The following is a 14,255-nucleotide window of genomic DNA, read 5'->3' as shown; positions in this document are numbered from 1 at the left end:
TTGACAAATACGACAAATGACTATAAATCCCGGTGACGTAGCTCCTGTCTTCAGCCTGCCCGACGCGCAAGGCAATTTCGTCAGCCTTGCAGATTTTCGAGGGCGGCGAGTTGTACTTTACTTTTACCCTCGGGACAATACCCCTGGCTGTACCAAAGAAGCTTGCGGCTTTCGCGACATTTACTCAGACTACGAGTCGCGCAATATTGCAGTCCTCGGCGTCAGCACAGACGGGGCCGGGTCCCACGCCAAGTTTGCAGCTAAATATCAACTGCCTTTTCCCTTGCTGTGCGACTCAAACGCCGAAGTTGCTACCGCCTACGGCTGTTACGGACTCAAAAAGTTTATGGGAAAAGAATTTATGGGAATTACTCGATCGACCTTCGCGATCGACCCTGATGGTAGGATTGAAAAGGTTTATCGGAAAGTCAAAGCAGAAACTCACGCAGCCGAGATATTAGCAGACTTGCCAGACCTCTCGCCTGAATTAAAAATTAAAAATTAAGACTTTTGAGCTGCCAGCTAACAAACCTGAAATTACTTTCCCCTAAACAAGCTTTTGAGTTTATGCGTCGATTGTGGCAAATTGGACAAACTGTGCTGGGGCTGATTTTTCGACATCCCATCACTGGTACTGCCGTGATTCCGGTATTGCCTGACGGGCGAATTGTGTTAATTCGCCGCCGCGACAACGGTCGCTGGGCACTGCCGGGAGGTATGGTGGATTGGGGAGAAGATATTCCCACAACTGTGCGGCGGGAATTAGCAGAGGAAACAGGACTCGATTTAGTCAAAATCCGCCGCTTGGTGGGTGTTTATTCGGCGGCAGATCGAGACCCTCGCCTGCACTCGATTTGTATCGTGGTGGCAGCAGAGGTAGAGGGAAAGATGCAAGTTCAGGATACGCTTGAAGTCAGCGAGGTTGAGGCTTTTTTGCCCGCATCGCTGCCGGAGGGCGAGCTCAGCCACGATAACGACCAACACTTACAGGACTATTTTCAAGGCCTGACAACTTTGGCGTAAACCGGCGGGGCATCCAAATTTGAGAAAAGTCGGAAATTACCTCGCCGTCAAAAGTTTTCTGTTATGACTGTGAAATTAATTTTCACTGTTTTCCTACTTTTATTTACAAACTCTGAACATTAAATTAATCATCTTTTTATTACTGAATATTTAACCGGATGTACTCATCGCTACGCAATTCTCGGATCAAACTCTCTGTAGGGCAAATCTTCTGGCACGAAGTCGGTCAAGGCCCTAATTTAGTATTTTTGCACGGTTCTTGGCATGACAGCAGTCAGTGGCTGAGGACGATCGAACATTTGAGCCCCTACTACCAATGCTTCGCACTGGATTTGCTGGGGTTTGGCGACTCGGAACGCCCGAATCTTCATTATTCGATCGACTTGGAAGTAGAATGTCTCGCCCAATACCTCGATACTTTGAAGCTGCGACAGGTTTATTTAATCGGTCACTCTGTAGGTGGCTGGGTGGCTGCCAGCTACGCTATCAAATATCCCGATCGGGTTCAGGGTTTGGTGTTGGTGGCCCCAGAAGGCGTCAAGGTTGGCCATCGGCGGGGGCGGTGGCAGACGGCTAGCTGGCTGATCGGCCAACCACCCCTCGCTTTCTGGTTGCTGCGATCGATCTATCCAATTGCTAAGTTGCTGGGCCGCCAAAACAAGATTGACAGGCTGTTAAAGTTCAGACAGCAGTTGATGCAGTCCCCAGTTGCCGTGCAGTTGCTGTTCCGGCGGCGGCGGGCTGAAATTACAGCGGAATTAGTTGATGAGAATTTGCCTTTGCTGAAAGCGCCTGTTTTGCTGTTACACGGTTCTGAAGATACCCCCGCAGCTTCGTCTCTATGTCAATCCTATGCTGCTCTGGCTCCTAATGCCGAACTGCAATTAGTCAGTCCGGGGGAAAGCAATTTGCCGCAGGAAGTCCCGGAACTTGTTGCTAAGTATATTCGCGAGTTTGCTAAGTGAATTGGTAATGGGTAATTGGTAACAGTCAACAGTCAACACTCAACAGGCTAATTCCCCAGAAAATGGCTTCGGGTGCGACAATTACTGCGGAAGCCGTATCGGGAAAAGCTGAGGCGAGATATTGCAATAACAAAGTTCGATCGCCCCCCGTGAGTGCAATTTTGCTATTAGGAAACAAACACCGCCAATCTTCAATAAAATCCCTAACTCCTGCCACCGTCGCATACACAACTCCGCTTTGAATTCCCCCAGCAGTATCGGTAGCCCAGCGGTGCGGCAGATTTTCTGGTAAGCTGATTAAGGGTAATGCAGCGGTTTTTTTGCCTAGCGACGATAACTGCAAACCCAAACCCGGTAAGATGGCGCCCCCAACTAAATACCTATTGACATCAGCCCCAGTAAATGTTAAAGCTGTACCAGCATCTATAAGTAAAACAGGCCAACCCAATTGGTTGCCAGCACCGAGTAAAGCTAAAGCTCTGTCAATTCCTAGGGTAGGATAGAGTCCCCCGATCTGCAACTGGTCTAAAGTAATAATTCGGACATCAGGATAACTCTGCCAAATTGCTGTTTGTTGGGGAACAACTGACGCTAAAACTAGAGGCAGGGGAACTAAAGAAAGTGTGTCAGGACTAGAAAAAGCGGGAGTAGCAGGAAGACAACGGAGATTTTGAGAAGATAATTCCTCGATCGACCTCCTTACTGTTTGTACCAAATATTCGACCTTTTGGGCTTCGGAGAGCCGGGAAACAGCATCAGCTTTGAGATGCTCTGTATCCCATGTTTTCTCCAGAGTTTTGCCCGCAAATAATCCCCAGTGCAGGCGCGAATTCCCGATCGCCAAAGCTATTTTAATCTGACCTTTACCTGTCAATTCAGAGGTAAGGTTGTCGGTGCAATCTTGCGGGCTAAAATTGTCAGCAATTGATTTTTCCATGATGCTCGATCGCGCAAATATTGAACTAAAGATAGATGTTAGATTAATTTTATTCGCTTAATCGCGCGGTTAACTCTATTTGACATCTGACCAAGTTCAATGGGGCGCGCCAATTAGTATTGTAGGCTGCAGAGCGCATAATTGGTATTTATAAATATTTGTAAAGCAAATAATTGCTATGCTCTGGCTGCATCCTTTATAATGTCTTAATATATTCCAAAAGTCCTGGTAGCTGCGATCGGACTCTTGGCGGGGTAAGCACAGGTCTAAAAAACCATGATCGATCAAAATACTGTACCAATGCTGAGTAAATATGTCTTTAAAAATACAAGAACACGAAAACCCCTCGCCGAGATTAACTTCGCGGTTGCCTGAACCAGAAAAGTGGATGCAGGAAGAAAGTCTTTCGCAGCCGGAAGTAGACCAACAAAAAGCCCTAATTGTGCAGATGCAGCAGCAAGTTCAGTTATCAAACTTGCTGAACCAAATTAATAACGAAATTCGCAGTACACTTGACATAGAAGAAATTTTGACATCGGCCTGCCGATTGCTGGGGCAAGCGCTACAGTCCAGCCGCGCGAGCATTTTAGTCAAAGAATCAAATACAGAAAAAACTTTAGTCACGCGGGGAGAGTACAACGCGGGGGACTATCCGATCCAACTTGGCATGAAAGTACCGATAACTGACAACCCGCATTTGGCTGCAGTCGTGTCTCAGCAAGAGTCGCTAGCAGTGACAAAGTTTCTCGATTTTCCGGGATTGAACCCACAAACCCAAAAAATTGCCGAAGCTTTGGAGATTAAGTCAATGCTGGCAGTAGCTACTCGCTATCAAGGTGAAGTGAATGGCATAATTGGCTTGCATCAGTGCGATCGCGAACGGGAATGGACTGATTGGGAACGGCAGCTTTTAGAAGGGGTAGGATCGCAATTGGCGATCGCGATCAATCAAGCCAAACTCTACAGCAAAACCAGGCGCCAAGCCGAACGAGAATCTCTGCTGCGGCTGATCGGCAACCAAATTCGCAGTACCCTGGATCTGGGAACTATCCTGGAAACAGCGGTGAGGGAAGTCCGCCAACTGTTGCAGTGCGATCGAGTAATTATCTATCAGTTTCAAGACAACTGGCAGGGAAAAGTTGTTGTTGAAAACATGACGGTTCCTTGGCCTTCAATTTTAGGAGATATGGGGGCCGATAAGTGTTTCCGGGGAGATTACGCCGATCTTTACCAGCAAGGGCGAGTCAAAGCAATTAATGATATTTTTAATGCCGGTTTAGAGCCTTGCCACGTTGATTTCTTAGACAGTTTGCAGGTAAAAGCTAATCTGATCGTACCGATTGTTACCTCCCGAAGCGAAGAAAATTCACTTCCTATAGCCGGAAGTTGTAATTTAAAATTTCCCGGTAAACTGTGGGGTTTGCTCATTGCTCACGAGTGCGGGGATACTCGCAACTGGCAGCGGCAAGAAATGGAGTTGCTGTCGCAGCTAGCAGACCAAATGGCGATCGCCATTCAGCAAGCAGAACTTTACAGCAAAGTCCGAGAAGCTGCGGTTAAATCTCAAGCTCAAACCCAGCAATTGCAAGCAGCGTTAGAAGAATTGCGATCGACACAGCAGCAATTGATTCAAAGCGAAAAAATGTCCGGTTTGGGGCAAATGGTAGCGGGAATTGCTCACGAAATTAACAACGCTAACAATTTCATCCACGCTAACTTGTTTCACGCTCAAGAATATTTCAAAGTCTTGAACGAAGCTCTAGAACTGACCGGGAATGCCTGCCCGGAAGCAGCGGCAGCACTTGTCAAAATAAATGAAGAACTCGAACTGGATTACATTCGAGAAGACTTTGGCAGCTTGCTCAAGTCTATGCGGGAAGGCAGCGGGAGGATTCGCTCTATCGTGATGACGCTGCGAAATTTTTCTCGTTTAGACCACGCTGAATTACAACCAGTAGATTTGAATGAAGGTTTAGAAAGTAGTTTCTTGATGCTGCAAAATAAGCTAAAAACAAATATCAAAATCGACAAACAATACGGCAGTTTGCCGCCCGTCAAATGTCATGCCAGTCAAATCAACCAAGTATTTTATAATTTGATTGACAATGCTTTAGATGCGCTCCAGTCAACGAGCAAACCGGGGGAATTAACCATCCGCAGTTGGCAAAGGGAGCCGGACTGGGTAACAATCTCTGTCCGCGATACGGGAACTGGCATTCCTGCAGAAATTCAAGACAAGATTTTTGACCCGTTTTTTACTACTAAACCTGTGGGGAAAGGCACTGGTTTGGGACTTTCTGTGTGCTATCAGGTAATTGTTCAAGCTCATGGCGGCAAGCTGAGTTGCGTCAGTCAGGTGGGCCAAGGAACTGAGTTTATTGTAGAGTTGCCGCTGACAAATCAGAGGGTAAGTGCATAATTCCTGCTTTAGTCAGATTAATGACCAATGCCCCAGGCCCGCAGATTTGTAAGTAATTAACCGGACTTGATATTAATTGTCAAATTGCTGCTGATAAGCATGATATACAGCCTCTAAAAAGACATTAGCATCAACTTTGGTCGGCAGTTTTTCCAAACTAATGATTTGTTTAACCTGACTAGCCAGTTGTTTGCTCAAGTCATTTCGGGCATTTGGTATCATAGCTTCGCGCCGCTGCAAATACTCTCGAATTACAGCAAAATCTTCTGGCAGCAAGCTGGAAATATCGGCCTCTATCAGCAATTTTTTTGCTAGGAATCGAGCCGGTGTTGATACTTTCAATGCAGCAGATTTCACAGGTTGTTCTTCTTGAATTACCAGGGTGCCTCCTACCAAATCTCCTAAACGTTTTTCCCGCTGGTTGAACACGATCAAAAATACACCTATAAAAAATAAGTCGTCAAAAGGCCGCAGCAAAGCCCGTAGAGTTGATTGCGGAAGCCTGACTGGACGGCCGTCATCTCGAATTACTCGGATTTTGACATAACGCTTGCCTGGTGTTTGACCGGACCACGCTGTTTCAAAAAATACAAAGTAACCTACATAAATGAAAAAACCAATTAATGCCTGAACGGCTATCAACCAGAGTTCTAAGCCATTGGTACTTCCTAGCAACTTTGCGATCGTCTCAAGGAACAATGAATTAAAGATCACTACACCTATTAGAAACAGTATTAGAATCAAACCCAAAATGATATAGTCGATCAGCAATGCGTAGGCGCGGTTGCCAATTCCCGCCAAGGTAAATTCGAGTTCAACACTTTCTGGAGTGTGGAGAGTGAATCGATTAAAAAGTCGCATAGCAGTAGAGAAAATTTTGTGTTTTGACTTAGGCTTAATTAGCGATCGCGCATTTTCAAACCCAAACCTTCTTTGCGGCTGCGGAGGTCGTAGTAGATAATGGCTTTCATAGCCTGCCAAAAAGGAGTCACCAGCGCACCGCTGACAATGCTCAGTACCACAATCAGAATATAATAAACTAAGTAAAATAGACCAGACTCTCTGCCCAAAACTGCACTTAAAACAACTTGAACGATCACAGTAAGTATCTGCACAACAATCGTCATCGGGAGTGAAACCAAAATGCCCACAAAAACTATCCACTGAATGCGTCCGACCGACCCCTTAGTTAACTGCCAACTGCGACTGATTGCTGAACTAGCATTCACATTGTTCTCCATCGCCAGCGGCAACTCAACAATCAGCAAGCGAGAGAAAATTCGGATATAGATAATTAAAAAAGCAATGACCGCAACTACCAGAAAAGCTGCAAGAATTGCGTAATTTTGCCGAAAGATAGCAGCAGCCCCCCCTGCCAATATTGCCATAGCGAGCCCACCTACCAAAGATACCCCAAAGAAAATCAGAAATGTCAATGTACCCGCCCAGAACAAACCCCACATCCGAGGATTCACCTCACGGCGAGCATCACTTACAGTCTCTGGGTTTTCCCTAACTTCACCGAAAGCCAGACGAGAAATGAGCGCTGAAATCGCAGAATATTTAGCCCAACCGTAAATCGGAACTAACAACCATAGATAAGCTACGAATGCCAAACCAAAATATGGCTTAAAATGGTCGCGGTAAATCCGTAAACTAGCACTAACAACATTACCGACGCTCAAGGGGCCTGTTTGTCCAGAAGAACTAAGATTTTTTTTAGGCATGACTGGATGGGTATAATTCTGTGAGGCGGAAAATTTACAACTATCTTAAGCTATATCTAATAGAACTTAGAGAAAACTTTATGAATATTAAACGTTGGATCGCGCGGCGAGAACCGAACTGGAAACGGTTAGACACTCTTTTACAGCAAGTAGAAAAAAAGGGGCTAAAGTCCCTACCTGCGTCTGAAATCACGGAATTAGCGAGTTTGTACCGTTCTGTTTCGGCGGATTTGGCTAGGGCGAGGACAAACGAAGTAGGTAATATTTTGTTACAAGATTTGCAAAGCTTAACTTCTCGTGGCTACACCCAAATTTACCAAGGTTCCCGCCGCCAAGATTGGGAGGCTGTAGTGGAGTTTTGCCGCTGGGGTTTTCCTGCTACTGTACAGCAGACGTTTGGTTATACGGCGATCGCGACGGGTATTTTTTTAGTAATGGCGTTGATTGCTTGGTGGTTTGCTTGGCAAGATCCGACATTTTTGTCCCTAGTAGTTCCTGGACATTTGATTAAAACGGTGCGCGATGACGGGAAATTGTGGATGGGTTCAATTGTGGGAGTGGAACCTTTAGCTTCTAGCAGTATTATGACTAACAATCTATCCGTATGCTTTGCGGCTGTTGGGGGAGGGATTGTTTTCGGTCTTTACACTGTTTATATTATGGCATTTAATGGAGTGAGCATCGGCGCGATCGCCAGTTTAGTAGCTCAGCACAATTTAGCTTACCCTTTTTGGGCCTTTGTATTTCCTCACGGTTCCCTGGAATTACCGGCGATTTTTTTAGCTGGCGGCGCTGGTTTAATCATCGCCCGGGCAATTTTTTTTCCTGGCAAATATCGTCGTGCTGATGCTATGAAATTTTACGGTACTCAAGCTGCACAATTGGTATTTGGAATTGTACCGATGCTGGTAATTGCTGGTACGATCGAGGGTTTTTTCTCGCCAAATCCGGCAATTCCCGATCCGTTGAAGTATTTGGCTGGGATTGGATTGTTTGCGCTGCTGGTGATGTATTGCAGTAAAAGGCGATCGGCTGAAGTTCCTAGTCATATCATGTCCAGTTGATTCGTGCTTGTATGCGCGGGGCGGGTTTATGAAACTGTTGGCTTTTATATCGACAATACTGGCGAACCCGCCCCTACGAGACCTTGCATTATATAATATCGAGCCAAGTAATCAATTAAAATCATGACTCTTACTAACATCCGCTTTCCCAAAGAAAATCCTTTTTATCTAATCAAGGTTCGGCATATATTGGGATGGTGGTTTTTATTAAGTAGGGGCATTTACTTTCAGATAGCAATAATTAGCTCACGTGGGATGCTGTTTGATGGTACACAACCATTAGTTTATCAAATAGTTCCAGTTTATTTATCGATTTTGATACTGGGTTTGGTGTGGCGACAATGCAGGCTAGCGGGAATTGAAATTAAATATCTGGTTGGTAAAGTTCCCGATCGCTACCAATGGTTGCCCTTAGTATGTCTGGCGATCGCTACCGTGGTTTTTTCCCTAAGTGTATTCCAAATTTTTTATTATTTTTTGTCTTTTATTGTACCTTTCTTTGTTCTAAAAATACTGAATGACGAAAGAAATAGCAGTATTTTAATTACAGCTTCAGAAACCTTTTCTCCTGCACTGTACTACTTAATTTTCGCTATGGGCTGTGCAATACAACCCATATTCTCTGCCTTTGTTTGGATAAGTATTATTCTACAAAGATGGGCTGTAAAATGGGGAAACATCTCAGGAATAATAGCTGTTTGTCTGCTGTATATAACTTTTGACTATCAGTATTTTATCTCTATAATTATTTCGTTCTTAATCCACATAATTTTGTATACAAAAAACCGTAGCTTACTTATAGTAATAATTTTTTCGGCCTTGGAAAGCCTTAGTTTTACAATGTGGAATTTAGTATTTGTTGGCAATCAAACAGGAAACGTTCTAGATGTATTTCGCTCTCAAATACAGCTAGGTGTCTTGTTTTTTGTTTGGTCAGCCCCTTGGGTAATCGGTTTCATCTATAAAAACTGGTCGGTTCTCAAAGGGTCTTTACCTTACTTTGCGAATGCTGCGGAAGCTGAGAAAATCAAAGCTGATTCCGAGACTTAAGTTGCAAATATCGGTTAACCAATTGCTCGCTAATTTGATGGGCTGGCGCATCCAAAACCAAAACTCCTTTTTGTTTCAACTGTGCAAAAGCTACCTGACGCTGTGCTAGTAAATCTAAAGCTACAGCACGATTATAAGCAGGTGTAATTTCCACGGTGGAAGTGTGAGCGATTTGGTCAACTAGAGGGTCGCGCAAAGTTACGCAAAAAGGCAAATAACGAGGTGTTAAGCGCGCTAATGCCGAAAGCATTTCTGTAGAGGCTGTGACATCTACTAAATCAGTAATTAGCACTACTAATGCACGGCGAGTTTGTTGACTTACTAATTTAGTTACAGCACCAACATAGTCTGGTTCTAACAAAACTGGCTGAATAGGTGCTAGGCGTTCAATCAATTTAGATAGTTGATGTTGACCCCTTTCTGGGGGTATCCAAGTCGTGATTTCCCGATCGAACACACCGACTCCCACGCGATCGCCCCGATTTAGTCCAGCTAAGGCTAAAGACAGCGCTGCATTCACTCCCCAGTCAAAACGCTTCAAACCCTGCACTCGCGCCGTCATCAGCCGTCCCCTGTCGAGTAAAATAATCAAAGTTTGCTCTTTTTCTGGTTCTAAAACTCTGATTAAAGGGCGCGATCGCCTCGCAGTAGCTTTCCAATCAATCAAGCGAGGATCGTCACCAATACCGTATTCCCGCAGTTCGGCAAATTCAGTTCCCATGCCGAGTTTTTGTAACCGCCGCATTGTGCCGGTATTTTCCAATGTTAGGCGAATAGAGAGTTCTTTCAACATCACTAAATCGGGATAAACGGCAACTTTTTCACTAGCAGGTATTGTCCAGTCGTTCCATGCTAAACCCCAGTTTCCCAACTGCCGCACCTGAATATCTCCCCACTTATATTTTCCGCGATTTTGCGGGCGGATTGTATAACTTAATTCTTCCTCGCTGTTAGGATTGAGGGAGGCTTCCAGCATCGGTTGAGAGACATCAAACTCTAGCGGATAGGAGTCGCACAGCCGAATTTTAGCTGTTTGATTTGCCGTTAGCGCAGCCCTCGGAGAGGATCGCACTGATAGTAAAACTGGATTGTCTCGCCCGATCGAAAGTCTCTGCAACGGATGGCGTGTCACTTCCACCCGATGAGATTTGACGCGCAGTGCGTCGGTAATAGCTAAACCTAGAATTAAACAGTCAAATAGCAAAGTGCCGATAATACTTGTCTGCTGATTTACCAGCATAGCCAGCAAAAGGGCGATCGGAATTGCGATCGCTAACAGGAAATAAAGGCGAATAGCAGGAATCATTACAATTTCTGATTAAGATACTGGTGTACACAATTCAACGAGAGTTCCGTCTGGACATCTAACATAGGAAACAATCTGACCCCAAGGTTTTTTGAGAGGTGCTTTTAACTCTAATGCACCTGCTGCGATCGCTTGTTGATGTGCCATTTCTACTGAATCAGTGGTAAGTGCTATTTCAACGCCTAAAGGTTTCTCCGATGAATCAGCCGAAATATAACCATTTGGGAAATTTGACGCGCCTAGAGAATGTGTAGCAAAAGATAAAGTTGTTTCCCCAGTGTCAAGCTCACCATAATCTCCTGATTCATCAATGAACTTCTTTTTGAACCCAAAAGCCATTTCAAAAAAAGTCAATGAACTTAGTACGTCAGCAACGTAAATAATTGTATATCCGAATTTCATTTGCTTTCTCCCTTTACATGATTTGCAAGTAGATTACGTCGTTCATCAGTATAATTCCACCAAGGCTTAGCTGGTTCGCCATTGAGGAATCTTTTGACAGAAATGAGAGCGTCAAGTACACATGGATCGTGGCGATGTCCCATGACATTAGCAAGTTCGTGAAAGACTTCTAATGGCGATCGCGTTTTAAGTTGATCTGGTTGCTCAATACCAATGCTTCGCAAATCCGCACTAATTGATTTCCCAATGTTTGGAAGGTCTTCAAGCTTCTTGACTTCGTTTAGAGACTTCTTCATACTTCTGGTGTGGTATTTTTTAACTCAATTCCTACAATACTTGCGTAATAAAGATTTTTTCTCAGGAATTCGATTCCTCCAAACGAAACGTAAACATAACATGATCGCTCGGTGTTTCTGGATTACCAACAGCCGAATACAGATTCATCGCTGCTGTATTTTCGCGATCGGTAAGCACCCAAGCTTCTGTACAACCCAACTCACGAGCGACCTCAAATACTGCATTCATCAAACGCTTCCCCAAACCTTGCCGACGATGAGTTTCTGCTACGCTAACCTCGTTAATCCACAGTTCGGGACGTGCCTTGTCGGGATGAACATAATGAACTGCTGAGACAAAGCCGACAACTCGATCGTCATCGATTGCAACAGCCAGATGGTGGCGCGAGTCTGTCAAAAATTCTTTAGTACGTGGGATATCGATCGAGTTGTCAAAGACATCTGGATCGACATTCTTAAGAATATCTACATCATTACGATCCAGAATTTTGATTGCGATCGTCATAGTTATATTTCAGTTTACCTCGGTACAGCGACTTGTTTTAATACCGAAGCAATTACCGCATCAATTTGCAAGCCATCTAACAGCGATTCTGGTTTGAGAATCAGACGGTGACGCAAAAGCGGCAGTGCGATCGCTTTCACATCATCAGGAGTAGTATAATCCCTGCCGGCCAGCCAAGCGTGAGCTTTACTACTTTGCAACCAAGCTACTGCCGATCGCGGAGAAGCACCCAATGCCAAATCCGGATGTTTTCGCGTATTGTGCACCAAAGCTAGCACATAATCGAGCACTTTTTCTTCTACTTTGACTGTTTGTACAGCTTGACGGGCGCTAATTATTTGCTCTACCGTTGCTACAGATTTGATCCGAGCTAAATCGATGCGTTTGGCGCGAAATCCTGCCTCTGCGTTCAGCAACATTTGCTTTTCTGCCGCTGCATCGGGATAGTCAACCACAAGTTTAAATAAAAATCGGTCTAACTGAGCTTCTGGTAGCGGATAAGTGCCTTCAAATTCTAGGGAATTTTGAGTGGCTATCGTCCAAAATAACTCGGGTAAAGCTAAAGTCTCACCGTCTAAAGTTACCTGCTGTTCTTCCATTGCTTCGAGCAGTGCTGACTGGGTTTTTGGAGGCGTGCGATTAATTTCATCTGCCAGCAAAATCTCTGTAAAAACCGGGCCTTTTTTCAGGGTAAAACTGTGGTTATTAAAATCAAAAATATTCGTTCCCAAGATATCCGACGGCAAAATATCCGGCGTTAGTTGAATGCGGCGAAAATCTGCTTGAATCAACTTGGCAATCGCCTTTACAAGTAGAGTTTTCCCGGTTCCAGGCACTCCCTCAATAATCACGTGACCGCCGCTCAAAAGAGCCACTAGCAACTGCTGTACTGTGGAAGATTGACCCACAACTATTTTGTCGAGGGCTTGGCTGAGGCGTTTAAAAATAGAGTTTGTTTCGCTCATTTGAGATTTTTCCTATCAGAGGGGAGATGTTGGCGGATCTGCTCCCATTTACCCAACCAGGCTAGCAAATCTGTATCGCTGATGCGCTGTTTCCGAGATGGCGATCGCAGCAATTCTGACAATTCTGCCGCTTTTCGCCCTGTTTGCTCCACCCAAGCATTTTTGAGGGTTTCACTTTCCAGCGATGCCTGTCCCAATAATAAGGCTTTTTGCAGTTGTAACTGTTCTGATTTTCCGATAGTTTCTACCGCAAAATCAGTGCTGTTTGCTTTTTCCAAGACACCAGCTAATGCTTGAATATAAGCTTCGCTGTTGTCAACCGCAGGCGCTGATAGAGTTACAGGCTGTCCAAACCTGTTCCAGCCGGCAAAAATAGCAATGATTAAAATAATTGTACCCTGGATAAAAACAGGAAATAGAGGAGTTTTGGCTAAATAAGTGAATAAATTTCCCTCGTATTCGCGTTCAATAATTTCTGGATCTTTGTAGCCGTGAATGTATTCGTCTACCCAGACTTTATTTAGAGTTTTACTCGTTTCCTGGGTTTGTCGATCGATCGGATTATCGATCGGATTTTGGATAAAATTCACTGCTATAGCCTGCTGGGTTCCTTCGATTTCTTGTTCTTCATCTTCTAATTGAGTAACCAGCCCTGATAAAAATTCATAATTACCTGGGAAATCCTGATAAGCGTTAGCAGCTAGATAGGGTGCGACGGCAAAATAAACTATTCCTTTTCCCAGTGGTTTTTCCCAAACAATTGCGCCAAAGCGATCGCCTAATATTTGTTTTTTGTCGCTAGATCTCCGCCCCGTGTCAATCTTGATTTCCCCTGCTGAAGCTGGATGCAAGCTACTAAAATGAGCTGCTGTTACCGGTGCGCGAACTCCCAAAATTACTAAAGTATTGCCCTGTTTCACCCACTTTTCTTCTGTATTAGAAATAGCTTCTGGTATCAATCTACTATAGATACGTAAAAGTGTACTGGGCGGTTTTGCCTCTTGGTTTGTAGCAAAGTCTTCAAAAGGTTTTTGCCAGCGCTGAACCTCGGTTCCCCGTTTCGACATAAAAGCATACCATGCTCCGTAGCCGTCCGGGCCTCTATTATAAGTCGAACCGCTGTTTATTTTGTTGTTAGCCGGAGCAAATAGCAGGGTAATGATAATTATTGCCGTAACGGCGATCGCTCCCAACAACCACAACCTATTTTTTGATAAGTTCATCGATTGTTACGTAAGTAAGTACAAATAAATATAACATGAGGGCGGGTTTTGAATGAATCAACTCACTCCTGGTAGAGAACCCATTTGACATCTTGAGGGCGATCGTCAATCACATTACGGATCGGCAATAAACTTGGTGTTTTACCATCGCATTTTTAATGGAATCAGATTTAACTTACGCCCGAACCTCAATTTTCAGGAATTCCCAACTGGGTTATGCTTATAGAGAGATTTTTTTGAGTATTTTTACTCACTATTGTCTCTCCAGATTCACTTTTGTCCGCTGCCCGTTGGGGGGCCCGGAATGTGGGATTTAAGCTCTCCTCTACAGATGTGGAAAACCCGCTTTTTATAGGGCTGAAAAAAAGATCGC

15 protein-coding genes are annotated in these 14,255 nt (G+C 44.5%); 6 read left to right on the top strand and 9 right to left on the bottom strand.

The window, feature by feature from the left end; all coding sequences use genetic code 11:
- The first annotated feature begins 16 nt into the window (after positions 1–16).
- From bcp to E5S67_RS04655, 3 genes are all read left to right on the top strand, one after another.
- Positions 17–505, top strand: coding sequence for a thioredoxin-dependent thiol peroxidase (gene bcp, locus E5S67_RS04665; protein ID WP_172185902.1), 489 nt, complete (start codon positions 17–19; stop codon positions 503–505).
- Positions 506–567: 62 nt separating this feature from the next.
- Positions 568–1,023 (top strand): NUDIX hydrolase, encoded by a 456-nt coding sequence (locus tag E5S67_RS04660; protein ID WP_172185901.1) that lies wholly within the window; start codon positions 568–570, stop codon positions 1,021–1,023.
- A gap of 158 nt (positions 1,024–1,181) precedes the next feature.
- Positions 1,182–1,988, top strand: a complete 807-nt coding sequence (locus tag E5S67_RS04655; protein ID WP_172185900.1) for an alpha/beta fold hydrolase — start codon at positions 1,182–1,184, stop codon at positions 1,986–1,988.
- Positions 1,989–2,013: 25 nt separating this feature from the next.
- Here E5S67_RS04655 and E5S67_RS04650 read toward each other — a convergent pair whose 3' ends face one another.
- On the bottom strand, positions 2,014–2,925 hold the full coding sequence (locus E5S67_RS04650) for a pantothenate kinase (protein ID WP_172185899.1): 912 nt from the start codon (positions 2,923–2,925) through the stop codon (positions 2,014–2,016).
- A 313-nt stretch (positions 2,926–3,238) separates the two neighbouring features.
- On the opposite strand from E5S67_RS04650, the gene E5S67_RS04645 reads away from it, so the two are divergent.
- On the top strand, positions 3,239–5,344 hold the full coding sequence (locus E5S67_RS04645) for a GAF domain-containing sensor histidine kinase (RefSeq protein ID WP_172185898.1): 2,106 nt from the start codon (positions 3,239–3,241) through the stop codon (positions 5,342–5,344).
- Positions 5,345–5,416: 72 nt separating this feature from the next.
- Here the strand turns inward: E5S67_RS04645 and E5S67_RS04640 are convergent, their stop codons facing one another.
- Both E5S67_RS04640 and E5S67_RS04635 read right to left on the bottom strand, forming a co-directional pair.
- Positions 5,417–6,205 (bottom strand): RDD family protein, encoded by a 789-nt coding sequence (locus E5S67_RS04640; protein ID WP_172185897.1) that lies wholly within the window; start codon positions 6,203–6,205, stop codon positions 5,417–5,419.
- A gap of 38 nt (positions 6,206–6,243) precedes the next feature.
- Positions 6,244–7,071: a glycerophosphoryl diester phosphodiesterase membrane domain-containing protein gene (locus E5S67_RS04635; protein WP_172185896.1), complete on the bottom strand. Its 828-nt coding sequence runs from the start codon at positions 7,069–7,071 to the stop codon at positions 6,244–6,246.
- Between the two features lie 80 nt (positions 7,072–7,151).
- Between E5S67_RS04635 and E5S67_RS04630 the strand changes: the two genes are divergently transcribed.
- Together E5S67_RS04630 and E5S67_RS04625 are read left to right on the top strand one after the other, a co-directional pair.
- Positions 7,152–8,135: a stage II sporulation protein M gene (locus E5S67_RS04630; RefSeq protein ID WP_172185895.1), complete on the top strand. Its 984-nt coding sequence runs from the start codon at positions 7,152–7,154 to the stop codon at positions 8,133–8,135.
- Positions 8,136–8,258: 123 nt separating this feature from the next.
- Positions 8,259–9,185 carry a hypothetical protein gene (locus tag E5S67_RS04625; protein WP_172185894.1) on the top strand — a complete coding sequence of 309 codons (927 nt, stop codon included), beginning with the start codon at positions 8,259–8,261 and terminating at the stop codon, positions 9,183–9,185.
- Here E5S67_RS04625 and E5S67_RS04620 read toward each other — a convergent pair.
- The 6 genes from E5S67_RS04620 to E5S67_RS04595 form a co-directional block, all read right to left on the bottom strand.
- Positions 9,163–10,491 (bottom strand): DUF58 domain-containing protein, encoded by a 1,329-nt coding sequence (locus tag E5S67_RS04620; RefSeq protein WP_172185893.1) that lies wholly within the window; start codon positions 10,489–10,491, stop codon positions 9,163–9,165. The genes E5S67_RS04625 and E5S67_RS04620 overlap by 23 nt on opposite strands.
- 12 nt (positions 10,492–10,503) lie before the next feature.
- Positions 10,504–10,893, bottom strand: a complete 390-nt coding sequence (locus E5S67_RS04615; RefSeq protein WP_172185892.1) for a VOC family protein — start codon at positions 10,891–10,893, stop codon at positions 10,504–10,506.
- The gene (locus E5S67_RS04610) at positions 10,890–11,189 is read right to left on the bottom strand and encodes a helix-hairpin-helix domain-containing protein (RefSeq protein ID WP_172185891.1); all 300 of its coding nucleotides are present in this window, start codon (positions 11,187–11,189) and stop codon (positions 10,890–10,892) included. Before E5S67_RS04610 ends, E5S67_RS04615 begins: the two co-directional genes overlap by 4 nt.
- A 61-nt stretch (positions 11,190–11,250) precedes the next feature.
- Complete coding sequence (locus E5S67_RS04605; protein WP_172185890.1) at positions 11,251–11,694, bottom strand: GNAT family N-acetyltransferase; 444 nt, start codon at positions 11,692–11,694, stop codon at positions 11,251–11,253.
- Positions 11,695–11,708: 14 nt separating this feature from the next.
- Complete coding sequence (locus E5S67_RS04600; RefSeq protein ID WP_172185889.1) at positions 11,709–12,659, bottom strand: AAA family ATPase; 951 nt, start codon at positions 12,657–12,659, stop codon at positions 11,709–11,711.
- Positions 12,656–13,882 (bottom strand): DUF4350 domain-containing protein, encoded by a 1,227-nt coding sequence (locus E5S67_RS04595; protein ID WP_172185888.1) that lies wholly within the window; start codon positions 13,880–13,882, stop codon positions 12,656–12,658. Before E5S67_RS04595 ends, E5S67_RS04600 begins: the two co-directional genes overlap by 4 nt.
- Between the last annotated feature and the right edge of the window lie 373 nt (positions 13,883–14,255).

Source organism: Microcoleus asticus IPMA8 (assembly GCF_013179805.1).
Taxonomy (GTDB): Bacteria; Cyanobacteriota; Cyanobacteriia; order Cyanobacteriales; family Microcoleaceae; genus Microcoleus; species Microcoleus asticus.
This window is presented reverse-complemented; position numbering and strand designations above follow the sequence as displayed.

Excerpts from the sequence above, each read along its gene's own strand:
- E5S67_RS04645 (WP_172185898.1), top strand. The coding sequence starts at position 3,239 with ATGTCTTTAAAAATACAAGAACACGAAAACCCCTCGCCGAGATTAACT.
- E5S67_RS04620 (WP_172185893.1), bottom strand. The coding sequence starts at position 10,491 with ATGATTCCTGCTATTCGCCTTTATTTCCTGTTAGCGATCGCAATTCCG.
- E5S67_RS04640 (WP_172185897.1), bottom strand. The coding sequence starts at position 6,205 with ATGCGACTTTTTAATCGATTCACTCTCCACACTCCAGAAAGTGTTGAA.
- E5S67_RS04635 (WP_172185896.1), bottom strand. The coding sequence starts at position 7,071 with ATGCCTAAAAAAAATCTTAGTTCTTCTGGACAAACAGGCCCCTTGAGC.
- bcp (WP_172185902.1), top strand. The coding sequence starts at position 17 with ATGACTATAAATCCCGGTGACGTAGCTCCTGTCTTCAGCCTGCCCGAC.
- E5S67_RS04600 (WP_172185889.1), bottom strand. The coding sequence starts at position 12,659 with ATGAGCGAAACAAACTCTATTTTTAAACGCCTCAGCCAAGCCCTCGAC.
- E5S67_RS04615 (WP_172185892.1), bottom strand. The coding sequence starts at position 10,893 with ATGAAATTCGGATATACAATTATTTACGTTGCTGACGTACTAAGTTCA.
- E5S67_RS04630 (WP_172185895.1), top strand. The coding sequence starts at position 7,152 with ATGAATATTAAACGTTGGATCGCGCGGCGAGAACCGAACTGGAAACGG.
- E5S67_RS04660 (WP_172185901.1), top strand. The coding sequence starts at position 568 with ATGCGTCGATTGTGGCAAATTGGACAAACTGTGCTGGGGCTGATTTTT.
- E5S67_RS04650 (WP_172185899.1), bottom strand. The coding sequence starts at position 2,925 with ATGGAAAAATCAATTGCTGACAATTTTAGCCCGCAAGATTGCACCGAC.
- E5S67_RS04655 (WP_172185900.1), top strand. The coding sequence starts at position 1,182 with ATGTACTCATCGCTACGCAATTCTCGGATCAAACTCTCTGTAGGGCAA.
- E5S67_RS04625 (WP_172185894.1), top strand. The coding sequence starts at position 8,259 with ATGACTCTTACTAACATCCGCTTTCCCAAAGAAAATCCTTTTTATCTA.
- E5S67_RS04610 (WP_172185891.1), bottom strand. The coding sequence starts at position 11,189 with ATGAAGAAGTCTCTAAACGAAGTCAAGAAGCTTGAAGACCTTCCAAAC.
- E5S67_RS04605 (WP_172185890.1), bottom strand. The coding sequence starts at position 11,694 with ATGACGATCGCAATCAAAATTCTGGATCGTAATGATGTAGATATTCTT.
- E5S67_RS04595 (WP_172185888.1), bottom strand. The coding sequence starts at position 13,882 with ATGAACTTATCAAAAAATAGGTTGTGGTTGTTGGGAGCGATCGCCGTT.